General features: G+C 62.2%; 11 protein-coding genes. 9 read left to right on the forward strand and 2 right to left on the reverse strand.

Translation table 11 applies throughout. The annotated features are described in order from the left end of the window. Position 1 precedes the first annotated feature (1 nt). The 6 genes from ACTJKM_RS30625 to ACTJKM_RS30650 are packed head-to-tail and all read left to right on the forward strand — an operon-like array spanning position 2 to position 7,113. Complete coding sequence (locus ACTJKM_RS30625; RefSeq protein WP_057247727.1) at positions 2–1,549, forward strand: type II and III secretion system protein family protein; 1,548 nt, start codon at positions 2–4, stop codon at positions 1,547–1,549. A gap of 56 nt (positions 1,550–1,605) precedes the next feature. Next, positions 1,606–2,301, forward strand: a complete 696-nt coding sequence (locus tag ACTJKM_RS30630) for a CpaD family pilus assembly protein (protein WP_057247728.1) — start codon at positions 1,606–1,608, stop codon at positions 2,299–2,301. Positions 2,302–2,319: 18 nt separating this feature from the next. Next, positions 2,320–3,609 carry an AAA family ATPase gene (locus ACTJKM_RS30635; RefSeq protein ID WP_057247729.1) on the forward strand — a complete coding sequence of 430 codons (1,290 nt, stop codon included), beginning with the start codon at positions 2,320–2,322 and terminating at the stop codon, positions 3,607–3,609. Positions 3,610–3,630: 21 nt separating this feature from the next. Beyond that, positions 3,631–5,100 carry a CpaF family protein gene (locus tag ACTJKM_RS30640; RefSeq protein ID WP_057247730.1) on the forward strand — a complete coding sequence of 490 codons (1,470 nt, stop codon included), beginning with the start codon at positions 3,631–3,633 and terminating at the stop codon, positions 5,098–5,100. 8 nt (positions 5,101–5,108) lie between these two features. Next, complete coding sequence (locus ACTJKM_RS30645) at positions 5,109–6,119, forward strand: type II secretion system F family protein (RefSeq protein WP_057247731.1); 1,011 nt, start codon at positions 5,109–5,111, stop codon at positions 6,117–6,119. Positions 6,120–6,129: 10 nt separating this feature from the next. Continuing rightward, positions 6,130–7,113 (forward strand): type II secretion system F family protein, encoded by a 984-nt coding sequence (locus ACTJKM_RS30650; protein WP_057247732.1) that lies wholly within the window; start codon positions 6,130–6,132, stop codon positions 7,111–7,113. A 270-nt stretch (positions 7,114–7,383) separates the two neighbouring features. Here ACTJKM_RS30650 and ACTJKM_RS30655 read toward each other — a convergent pair whose 3' ends face one another. Beyond that, complete coding sequence (locus ACTJKM_RS30655; protein ID WP_057247733.1) at positions 7,384–8,205, reverse strand: tetratricopeptide repeat protein; 822 nt, start codon at positions 8,203–8,205, stop codon at positions 7,384–7,386. A 131-nt stretch (positions 8,206–8,336) separates the two neighbouring features. On the opposite strand from ACTJKM_RS30655, the gene ACTJKM_RS30660 reads away from it, so the two are divergent. The 3 genes from ACTJKM_RS30660 to ACTJKM_RS30670 all read left to right on the forward strand — a co-directional run bounded on the left by ACTJKM_RS30660 (position 8,337) and on the right by ACTJKM_RS30670 (position 11,030). After that, positions 8,337–9,728: a leucyl aminopeptidase family protein gene (locus ACTJKM_RS30660; protein ID WP_057247734.1), complete on the forward strand. Its 1,392-nt coding sequence runs from the start codon at positions 8,337–8,339 to the stop codon at positions 9,726–9,728. 87 nt (positions 9,729–9,815) lie between these two features. After that, a complete protein-coding gene (locus ACTJKM_RS30665; RefSeq protein WP_057248220.1) occupies positions 9,816–10,166 on the forward strand; it encodes a MarR family transcriptional regulator in 351 nt (116 codons plus the stop codon). Positions 10,167–10,175: 9 nt separating this feature from the next. Then, the gene (locus ACTJKM_RS30670; RefSeq protein WP_058328331.1) at positions 10,176–11,030 is read left to right on the forward strand and encodes a C40 family peptidase; all 855 of its coding nucleotides are present in this window, start codon (positions 10,176–10,178) and stop codon (positions 11,028–11,030) included. Positions 11,031–11,082: 52 nt separating this feature from the next. Here the strand turns inward: ACTJKM_RS30670 and ACTJKM_RS30675 are convergent, their stop codons facing one another. Beyond that, complete coding sequence (locus ACTJKM_RS30675) at positions 11,083–12,042, reverse strand: 2-hydroxyacid dehydrogenase (protein ID WP_058328330.1); 960 nt, start codon at positions 12,040–12,042, stop codon at positions 11,083–11,085.

Genomic DNA, 12,042 nt, shown 5'->3' on the forward strand with positions numbered 1-12,042 from the left:
AATGGGGCATAAGGTGAAACGGAGCGGAAACACATTTCGGGCGTCTGTCGCAGCCGGCCTATCATTCTGCCTGGCGTTTACCGGCATGTATCTGCCGGCGCCGACGGTCGCACTCGCCGCTGCTTCCTCCGTCGTGCGGATCGTTGAAAGCGGCCCAGGCGTCAAGAAGAAGGTCAGTCTCGGCTTAAACAAGGCCGTGGTCGTCGACCTGCCGGCGGACGCGCACGACATTCTCGTGGCGGACCCGTCGCTGGCGGACGCAGTGACGCGCACCTCACGGCGTATCTATCTCTTCGGCAAATCCGTCGGCCAGACCAACATCTTCGTCTTCGGCCCCAATGGCGAGGAGATCGTCAGCCTCGACATCGAAGTCGAGCGCGATATCGCCAATCTCCAGTCCAATCTGCGTCGCTTCATTCCGGACGCCGACATCAATGTCGAGATCATTTCGGACAACATCGTCTTGACCGGAACCGTGCGAACGCCGCTCGATTCCACCCGTGCCGTAGACCTTGCGAAGGCCTTCCTCCAGGGCGGCGAGGCGACCACGCGCAACATCACCGCCCAGGGCAACAATGGCGATGCCGACATCTTCGCTGAAGATCGCCAGGTTTCGCAGATCGTCAACCTCCTGACGATCGACGGCGATGACCAGGTCAACCTCAAGGTCACGGTGGCCGAAGTCAGCCGCCAGGTGCTGAAGCAGCTCGGTTTCAACGGCCGTGTTAGCGACGGCGAAAGCGGCATCGGTTTCCGCAATCCGGCCAACCTCGGGGATGCGATCGGCGTTGGTGTCAACGCCGTGATCAACAAGTCTGTCGGCGGCACGATGATCTCCAGCTACATCAACGCGATGGAGCAGGCGGGTGTGATGCGGACACTGGCCGAGCCAAGCCTGACGGCGATTTCTGGTCAGGAGGCGAAGTTCTATGTCGGCGGTCAGTTTCGCCTGTCGGGAACCCAGGAAGTCACGACCGACGATCAGACCGGCGAAAACAGGGTCACGCGCGAAGTCAACGACGTCGAATACGGCATCCGCCTGAACTTCAAGCCTGTTGTCCTGGGACCGGGACGCATCAGCCTGCAGATCGAGACGAATGTCTCTGAGCCCACCTATGAGGGATCCGTCGTCACTGGCAACGGCACGAGCAAGATTCCTGGCAATACCTTTCTCGGCATCCGCAGGCGCGAAGCTTCGACCAGCGTCGAGTTGCCTTCCGGCGGCTCGATCGTGATCGCCGGCCTGGTTCAGGACAATATTCGCCAGGCGATGTCCGGCCTGCCGGGTGCTTCGAAGATCCCGATCCTCGGAACGCTCTTCCGCAGCAAGGATTTCGTGCGCAACGAAACCGAGCTCGTCATCATCGCGACGCCCTATCTTGTCCGTCCTGTCGCCAGAAGCGCGATCTCCCGGCCTGACGACAATTTCAATCCGGCCAATGATCTCGACAGCTACTTCCTTGGCCGCGTGAACCGCATCTACGGGCGGCCGGAGGCGGCCGCTCCGGCAGGGCGTTACCACGGCAATGTCGGCTTCATCTACAAATAGGTCGGGTCATGACGCTTCGAACCGGTTCCCACCAGAATTCTGAAAGGCCGACTGCCATGCCCCTGAGCACATCCAGCGCCTTCATGCGATGCACGAGCCGCGTGGCCATGCTGGCCATCGCTGGTATCTTTCTTGCGAGCTGCGGGACAAAGGACAATCTCGCTACTGGCTCGATTCCGGACGACTATCGCACGAGACATCCGATCGTGCTCGCCGAAGGCGAACGCGCCATCGACATCCCGATCGCATCGGGCGACCGTCGCCTGACCCAGGGCACGCGCGATGTTATCGCCGGGTTCGCTTCCGACTATCGCAATTCGGCAAGCGGCGTCGTGCAGATCATGATGCCGCGCGGCGCGGCCAACAGCCATGCTGCGCAAGCGATGCGCAGGGAAATCCGCGGCGTCCTGGTTGCTGCGGGCATTCCCGCCAAACGTCTGCTCGAAACGAGCTACGACGCCGGACCTTATGGAGACGCGGCACCGATCCGCTTGAGCTACGTTGCGATTACCGCCCAGACCGCGCCTTGCGGCACCTGGCCGGAAGATCTGAACCTCAACACACTGGAAAACAAGAACTATTACAATTTCGGTTGCGCCTCGCAATCGAACCTGGCCGCCCAGATCGCCAATCCGACAGACCTGCTCGGCCCGCGCCAGACGTCGCCGATCGACGCGGAACAGCGTGGCCAGGTGATCAAGGACTGGCGTGGAACCGACAAGAGCGACGGCCCGGTCGTCATCTTCAACTGATAGCGGCGGGATGAAGAAATGAACACGATCGATTATAAGATCGGCACCGGCGGCGAGGGGGACGAGCCTTTCTTCGACCAAGTGCGCACGGGCGATCTGGAGCAAGTCCGCCCGCTACCGCGGATCTCGATCCACGCATTCTGCGAAACCAATGCAATGCAGCAGCTGATGGAGCGTTGCGGGCGGGACCGGCGCATGGCCAAGGTCAGCTTGCGCATCAACAGCGGCAGCATCGACGCGGCCGCAAACATGTTCGCGACCGTGTCTACCCCCAATCTCATCATCCTTGAAACATCGACCGAACCACGGTCGCTACTGGCCGAGCTTACGCCGCTTGCAGAGGTCTGCGACCCGAGCACCAAGGTGATTCTCGTCGGCAAACACAATGATATCGGGCTCTATCGCGAGCTCATCCGCAACGGCATTTCGGAATACATGGTCGCACCGGTGTCTATGCCGGACATTCTCACCGCCGTTTCGGCGATCTTCGTCGACCCGGATGCCGAGCCCCTGGGCCGAAGCATCGCCTTCATCGGTGCAAAGGGCGGTTGCGGTTCGTCGGTGATCGCGCACAATTGCGCCTGGGGCATCTCCAGCCTCTTCTCGACCGAGACCATTCTCGCCGATCTCGACCTTCCCTATGGCACGGCCAACATCGATTTCGACCAGGATCCGCCGCAGGGCATTGCCGAAGCGGTGTTTGCGCCAGAGCGCCTGGACGAGGTGTTCCTTGACCGGCTGCTGACCAAATGCTCCGACCACCTGTCGCTGTTGGCCGCCCCCTCCATGCTGGACCGCGCCTATGATTTTGAGACCGGTGCGTTCCACCCGATCCTGGAGATCCTGCAGCGCAGCGCCCCCGTTTCCGTACTCGATCTTCCGCATCTGTGGACGGACTGGACCCGCGCCGTGCTCGGAGAAGCCGACGAAGTGGTGATTACCGCGATCCCCGATCTCGCCAGCCTGCGCAATACCAAGAACCTGCTCGATGCAATGAAGAAGCTGCGTCCAAACGACAAACCGCCCCACTTGGTTCTGAACCAGGTCGGGATGCCGAAGCGTCCGGAGATTACGGCGAGCGAGTTCTGCGATTCGCTGGAAACCGAAGCGGCGGCCATCATTCCCTTTGACGCGGCCCTATTTGGCAACGCTTCGAACAGCGGACGGATGATAGCGGAAATCGACAAGAAGGCGCCGGCGGCTGAAACGTTCTCACAGCTCGCGCATCTTTTGACCGGCCGGGTAACGATGAAGAAGGCTCGGCGCGGCGGACTTGGAAAGGTGCTTGCCGCGCTCGGCAGGAAATAGACTGGACATAGGATCACGCAAATGTTTGGCAAACGCGGAAACGAAGGCTTCGGCAAAAGCGGCACCCCGGGTCCCGCCGTTCCGCCGCCCGTGGTTGCTGCGCAACCGATGGCGACCGAGCGGTCCGCGGTTCCGGTTCTCGGCGAAACGACGTCCGCGATCCCGAAGATCCAGCCGGCCGCCCCATCGACGACCCGGCGTCGCACAGCGCGAACGGAAGACTATTACGATACGAAGTCGCAGGTATTTTCGGCGCTGATCGACACGATCGACCTGTCGCAGCTCGCCAAGCTCGACACCGAGAGCGCGCGCGAGGAAATCCGCGACATCGTCAACGACATCATCACGATCAAGAATTTCGCGATGTCGATCTCCGAGCAGGAAGAGCTGCTCGACGACATATGCAACGACGTGCTGGGGTATGGTCCGCTCGAACCGCTGCTTGCCCGCGACGACATCGCCGACATCATGGTTAATGGCGCCGGTCAGACCTTCATCGAAGTCGGCGGCAAGGTGCAGGAATCGGAAATCCGGTTTCGCGACAACGCGCAGCTGCTGTCGATCTGCCAGCGCATCGTCGGCCAGGTCGGCCGTCGCGTCGATGAATCGAGCCCAATCTGCGACGCCCGCCTGCCAGACGGATCCCGTGTCAACGTCATTGCCCCGCCGCTCGCCATCGACGGCACGGCGCTGACCATCCGCAAGTTCAAGAAGGACAAGCTGACGCTGGAGCAGCTCGTGCGCTTCGGTTCGGTAACGGCGGAGGGTGCCGTCCTTCTGCAGATCATCGGCCGCGTCCGCTGCAACATTGTCATCTCCGGTGGCACCGGCTCGGGCAAGACGACACTTCTCAACTGCCTCACGCGCTACATCGACGCCGACGAACGGGTCATTACCTGCGAGGACACGGCCGAGCTGCAGCTGCAGCAGCCGCATGTCGTGCGCCTGGAAACGCGCCCGCCGAACATCGAAGGCGAAGGTGAGATCACCATGCGCGACCTCATCAAGAACTGCCTGCGCATGCGCCCCGAACGCATCATCGTCGGCGAAGTGCGCGGACCAGAGGTTTTCGACCTGCTTCAGGCGATGAACACCGGCCATGACGGCTCGATGGGAACGATCCATGCCAACACGCCGCGCGAATGCTTGAGCCGTATGGAATCGATGATCGCCTTGGGTGGCTACAGCCTGCCAGCCAAAACCGTGCGCGAGATCATTGCCGGATCGGTTGATGTGATCATCCAGGCATCGCGTTTGCGCGACGGCTCCCGGCGCATTACCCACATAACCGAAGTGGTCGGCATGGAAGGTGACGTGATCATCACGCAGGACCTGATGCGCTACGAGATCGATGGCGAGGACGCCGGCGGACGTATCATTGGCCGCCACACGTCGACCGGAATCGGCCGGCCGCATTTCTGGGATCGCGCCCGCTACTTCAACGAGGATAAGCGTTTGGCCGCCACCCTTGACGCGATGGACAAGAACTAGGAGCTGCGATGTTCGGCATAGACATCACCGTTCTGGCGCTGGCCGCCCTTGTCGCAATATCGGCGGCGGCGCTCGCCTACGGCCTTTTGTTCTCGCGTATCGAAAGCGAAAAGAAGGCGGAAGGCCGCGTGCGTAAGGTCAGCGCGGCTGAAACGGACCGCGCCAAGGTGAAGGCCGCGCGGGACCGCGTGAGCGAACTGTCGAAGCGGCGCAAGTCCGTGCAGGATTCGCTGAAGGAACTCGAGAAGAAGCAACAGGAGCGCTCGGCCAAGTCTTCCCCTTCGATGAAGGTGCGACTGACCCAGGCGGACCTCTCAGTTTCCTTGGGGCGCTTCTATCTGTTCAGCGCGCTTTTCGGCGCCTTCGCCTTTCTCGTCGCCCTGATCATGGGAGCCGGGCCCGCTATAGGCCTCGGCATAGCAGTGATCGCCGGCCTTGGCCTACCCCGTTGGTTTGTCGGCTTCCTGATCAAGCGACGCTGCAAGAAGTTCCTGGAGGAGTTTCCGAACGCTCTCGAGACCATGGTCCGCTCGATCAAATCGGGCCTTCCTCTCAATGACGCGCTCCGCCTCATTGCCGCCGACGCGCAGGAGCCGGTGAAGACGGAGTTTCGCCGCGTGGTGGAATCACAGCAGGTCGGGTTGAGCGTCACTGATGCCTGTGCCCGCATGATCAATAGCATTCCCTTGCCGGAGGTGAACTTCTTCGCGATCGTGATCGCCATTCAGGCGCAGGCGGGCGGCAACCTTTCCGAAGCCCTCGGCAACCTGTCGAAGGTTCTGCGCGAACGTAGGAAGATGAGGGCGAAGGTCAGCGCGATGTCGATGGAGGCCAAGGCGTCGGCGTGCATCATTGGTGCCCTGCCGTTCATCGTTGCTTTGCTGGTTTATCTGACGTCACCCGCATACATGATGGTCCTGTTCACCGACCCGCGCGGCCACTTGATTATCGGTCTCGGCCTCTTCTGGATGAGCGTAGGCATCATGGTGATGCGCAACATGATCAATTTCGATATCTGAGGGGGCATCGATGAGCACGGGCCTGATCAAGACACTGACCGATCCGAACGTTGTCCTGGCCGTTCTGGTTTCGCTCGCCGTGCTCGCGACTTTTTATTCGCTGATCGTGCCGTTCTTCGAACGGGGCGACCTCGGAAAGCGGATGAAGTCGGTTGCGAGCGAGCGGGAACAAATCCGAGCACGCGAACGGGCGCGGCTTGCTGATATGCAGGGCGGCAGGGCGAGCCTGCGTGGCCAAAACAACGCCTCCATTCGCCAGATCGTCGAACGGCTCAATCTGCGCACGGCGCTCGTGGATGACAAGACGGTCAACCGTTTGAAAATGGCCGGCTTTCGCTCACAGAATGCCCTCAATACCTTCCTGTTTGCGCGTTTCTGCCTGCCCTTCCTGTTTCTGCTCGTCGCCCTCGTCTACATCTTCGGGCTCGGCAACTTTGCCGAGAAACCGCTGATGGTACGTCTCTTCTTTGCGATCGGTTTCGCCTATCTGGGCTTCTACGCGCCGAACATTATCGTCGCCAATGCCGTCTCCAAGCGTCAGGCTTCCATTCGTCGCGCCTGGCCGGATGCACTCGACCTTCTCTTGATCTGTGTCGAATCGGGTGTGTCGATGGAACTTGCCATGCGGCGTGTCGCCGACGAAATCGCAGCCCAGTCGCAGCCATTGGCGGAAGAACTCGTGCTGACGACGGCAGAACTTTCCTTCCTGCCCGAGCGTCGCGCAGCACTTGAAAACCTCGGTCTTCGCACCGGCCTCGAAGAGGTCAGGTCGGTGGTCCAGGCACTCATCCAGGCGGACCGCTACGGCACCCCGATCGCCCAGGCCTTGCGCGTCCTTGCGCAGGAAAGCCGTGATCAGCGCATGAACGCGGCGGAGAAGAAAGCGGCGGCGCTGCCGCCGAAGCTGACGGTGCCGATGATCCTCTTCTTTCTGCCCGTGCTGGTTGCCGTCATCCTTGGACCCGCCGGCATTCAGGTGGCCGACAAGTTCTAGACCACCCTGCGTTCAGACGAACGCACGAACGACGCTCTGGAACCTTGATTCCAGAGCATCTTTTTCGCTTCCAGCGATTCCGCTCGACGCGGGATGCTCCAGCGAATTTCGGAGTGTAACTGAAAATCGTCGTCCGTTACGCCCACTGCTTAGGACAGTGTCGGCTTACGACGTCGCGCGGACTGATGCGCGCTTAAACGCATGCGTTTCTGAGGTGAAATACACCGGAGGAGGGGAGAGCCGCCTGACCGTGCCTCGCCTGCAAGGTGCTCAGTTGGTCTTCGCTTCGTCAGCCTTGGCCAACTGCTTCCACGCTCCCTGCTGGGAGAGCATCGAGCGCAGATAGGCGACGTTCGCTTCCGCCTGCTCGCTGGAAAGCTCCTGCCGGGCGATGGTCTCGGCCTCCTGAAAGCGGCCCTGAAGCCCGACGGCCAGCGCCAGGTTCTGGCGAACGCTGCTGTCAGCACCGGGCTGGGCCGCCGCCGATTTGAGATAGGTTTCGGCGGTGCGGAGATCCTTGGTCAGAAGATAGGACATGCCGAGATTGGAGAGCACCGACGGTTCGTTCGGCTTGAGTTCGAGCGCTTCGCGGTAGCGCGTGCGCGCCTCCTGCGGGCGTCCGAGTTGGTCGAGGATTGCGCCCTCGGCCGATTTCAGCTTCCAGTCCGGACGGTCCGGGGTCTGGGCGCGGCTGATCGTCGCCAGCGCCTGATCGAGCTGGCCGGCCGCGGCCTGCGCCTTGCCATAGGCGCCGAGCACTTCCCGGTCCGACGGATTGTTGATCGCGACCTGCTGCATGACCGCGAGGGCCTGCTCGTTGCGGCCGGTCATACGCAGGAGGTTGGCGTAGTTGAGCCCGGCTTCGCGATCCTTGGGGTTCTTTTCATAGGCCTGGCCAACGCTTTCGGCCGCCGCCGAAAGCTCGGTCGCGGTCATCGACTGAACCGGCGTCGACGTTCTCGAAATCGAGCCCGTGGTCAGCTCCTTCTTCGGCTGATTGGCGCAGCCTGCGAGCGAGAGCGCCACCAGCGCAATCGCCGCGCCCTGGAAGAAGTGAGCGACTTTCAACGGTGAAGTCGTGCGTTTGGCCATGAGTGTCCCCAGCATGCATTCGCGCACCTGAACTTCAGACAACACCGGCGCAACTTTCACTCCAGCAATAATCTGTTAACCCTAACGGAGCGTTAATGGCGCGATTCCATCTCTGTCAGCCGAGGACTTTCATGGCTCCCTATCAGTTCATCGAGCGGCCGTCGCCGTTCAACACCAGCGCCGGCAAGACCCTGCCGATCTTCGCGGTCACGCCGGCGCATATTGAGACGGGGACGATCGATCCGATCGCTTTGGACTGGGCGCGCAAGGCTGGCTTCACGGCCGAATCCGGCGCGGTGCTGTTGATCCCGTCCTCAGACGGCCATCTCGGCGGTGCGCTCTTCGGTCTCGGCAGCAACCCGTCGGAAGCGCCGTTTCTGGCCGGCAAGCTTGCGCGAGCACTGCCGGCAGGCAAGTGGCACATCGAAACCGCGCCGCTCACCGCCAACCGGCTGGCGCTCGGCTATGGCCTCGGTTCCTATCGCTTCGAGCGCTACAAATCCACCAAGGGCGAGCCGCCGACACTGCTGATCCCCGCCGACGCCGATGCGACCGATATCAAGCGGCAGCTCGCCGGCGTCTTCCTTGCGCGCGACCTGATCAACACGCCAACCAACGACATGGGTCCCGAGGCGCTCGAAGCGGCATTCCGCGCGCTTGCCGCCCACTACAAGGCCGATGTCTCGGTGATATCGGGCGAAGCGCTGCTGACGCAGAATTTCCCTCTGGTCCATACCGTTGGACGCGCCAGCGCCGAAGCTCCGCGCCTGCTTGAGCTGCGCTGGGGCAAGAAGGGCCACAAGAAGGTAACGCTGGTCGGCAAGGGCGTCTGCTTCGACACCGGCGGTCTCGACATCAAGCCGGCCGCCTCGATGCTCTTGATGAAGAAGGACATGGGCGGTGCCGCCAATGTCCTCGGCCTCGCGTTGATGATCATGGACGCCAAACTCAAGGTCGATCTGCGCGTCATCGTGCCGGTTGTCGAGAACTCGATCTCCGCCAATGCCTTCCGCCCCGGTGACATCTATCGCAGCCGCAAGGGGCTGACAGTTCAGATCGACAACACCGATGCCGAGGGCCGGCTGATCTTGGCCGATGCGCTCGCCTATGCCGACGAGGAGAAGACTGATCTTTTGGTCGACATGGCGACGCTCACCGGTGCCGCTCGCGTCGCGCTCGGCCCGGATCTACCGCCCTTCTTTACCGACGACGCCGACCTTGCCCATGATCTCTCGGAAGCAAGCCTCGAGGTCGACGATCCGATGTGGCGCATGCCGCTTTACAATGGCTACGACAAGGATGTCTCGGCACGGATCGCAGATCTCACCAATGCGCCGGCGGGTGGTATGGCCGGTTCAATCACTGCAGCGCTCTTCCTCCGGCGTTTCGTCACCAACACCAAGAGCTGGGTGCATTTCGACATCTTCGGATGGGCACAGTCCGAGCGGCCGCATTCGCCGGTTGGCGGCGAGGCGCAGGCGATCCGGGCGCTCTACCATCACGTCCAGAAGATGGCAAAATAGCCTATCGGAACGATTGGCAAGAAAGAAACGCTTGCGTAACGATCCGCCGCTATCGTGGCGGATCAGTTTCTTGCGCAGGAGCCGCCATTGCCGATCGAGCTTACGCCCTCCCAGGCCCTCGGGCTTTGGCATACGGTGTCGCTCGCCCAGGTGCGCGTCGACAGCCGCGACCTGACCCTGCGGCAGCTGGCGATCCTTCTGCACATCTACCTCGTGCCACCGCCCCACACGGTGCGCGGACTGGCGGCGACGCTTGGCGTTACCAAGCCGGTCATCACCCGCGCGCTCGATACCATGGGCGCTCTTGGTCTCGTGGACCGGGTGCGTGACGATATCGACCGGCGCAACGTGATCATCAAGCGCACCGTCGAAGGTGCGCTTTACCTTGAAAAACTCGGCGATCTGATCATTCTTCATGGTCGCAAATTGACCTTGTGAGTCTCAGCCATGTCGCAACTGCCGGACCGTCGTCTCAACGCCTATCGCAGCGATCTCGCCGAAATCGCGCTTCGCGGCCAGGTCGAGGCGGAGCGTTATGTCGAGGGAGAGGTGGCGACACTCGCCGTGCCGGTCGCGCCGCTCCGTGCCCGCCCGGACGCCGCCTGCGGCACGGACACCGAGGTGCTCTATGGCGAGGGCGTGCGGGTGCTTGATACGGCCAACGGCTGGGCCTGGGTCAAAGCCGATCTCGACGGCTACGTCGGCTACATGCCGGAGACGGCTCTTCTGCGCCAGACCGCAGTTCCGACCCATATCGTCACCGTGCCGCGCACATTCGTCTACAACGGTGCCGACCTCAAGTTTCCGCAGGCCTTCGCTCTCTCGATGGGAAGCCGTGTCGCGGTTATCGGCGAGGCGGAAACGCGCGGAACGCGCTACTTCCTGCTTGAAGGCGGCCGCGCGATCGTCGCCAATCATTGTGCGCCCGTTGGCCACGCCGTCAGCGCCGACTACGTCACGGTCGCCGCCCGCTTCCTGGAAACGCCCTATCTGTGGGGCGGCCGCTCCGGCTTCGGCATCGATTGCTCAGGCCTCGTCCAGACGTCGATGTTGATGGCAGGCCGCGTAGTCGAGCGCGATTCCGACATGCAGGCGGCTCGGCTCGGCGCTCCGATCGCCCGTGAAGAGTTGCGGCGCGGCGATCTCGTGTTCTGGAAGGGCCATGTCGCGATCATGGAAGACGAGCGCACGTTGATCCATGCCAACGGCCACACCATGTCGGTCGCGCATGAAGGATTGGAAGAGGCGATCGCTCGCATTGGCTGGCTCTATGACCAGCCGACCGGCTATCGCCGGCCCTGACGCAAGCCACTACAGGCGGGTTGATTCCGCCGCGCGCCTCGCTTCCGCTAAATCAATAGCCGGCTACTTTGTCGACCACGTGTTCGAGCGATTGACCGCTTTCGAAGCGGGCGATCTGCTGCTCGACATGGCGGAACAGCGCCTTGACGTCGGAGGATGCCGCCACATGCGGTGTGACATAGACGTTCGGCATCGTCCAGAAGCGGCTGTCGCTGGCAAGCGGTTCCTCTTCGAAGACATCGAGCGAGGCGCCGCCGAGCACACCACTGTCCAGCGCGCTCAGGATATCCGCTTCGACCTGGCTGCCGCCGCGACCGGCATTGATGAAAACAGGCGCGCCAAACGGACCGTTGCGGCTGAGCTTGGCAAACAGGCGCAGATTGAAAATGCCACGGGTGTCCGGCGTCAGCGGCAGCAGACCGACGAGGAAATCCGTGCGCGCCAGGAACGTGTCGAGCTCGCTGCCGCCGAAGGTCTCGATGCCTGCGACGTCTCGCTTGCTGCGCGACCAGCCGACGACCTTGAATCCCATGGTGGAGAGCTTGCGGGCGGCGTCCTGGCCAAGCACGCCCATGCCCATGATGCCGACCGTGATGTCTGCGGCTTCCGGCTGGGTCAGATCGCGCCATTCGCGCTTCGCCGCTAGCGCCTCATAGGCGCGGTGCTGGCGCAGATGCAGAAGACATTGCATGACGACCCACTCGCTCATGCGCGTCGTCAGCGTCTGATCGACGAAGCGCACCAGCGGCACCTCGGGAAGCCCGGGAAGCGTCAGCACGTGATCGACGCCGGCGCCGCCGGAGAAGACCACCTTGAGATCCGGCGCCCGCTCGAAGAGATCCGGCGCCGATTTCCACACCACTGCATAGTCGATCCCCGAGAGATCGCGGTTGTGGTGCACGACGTCGGCGCGATTGATCACCTCGCGATCGGGAAAGGCGCCGCGAAGAGCCGCCTCGACCTCCTCCGGAATGAACTTCAGATCGACGATGACGGGGCTCTTTGCGGACAT

Origin of the sequence: Ensifer sp. 22460 (genome assembly GCF_052044935.1) — a bacterium.
In the GTDB taxonomy this organism is placed as follows: domain Bacteria; phylum Pseudomonadota; class Alphaproteobacteria; order Rhizobiales; family Rhizobiaceae; genus Ensifer.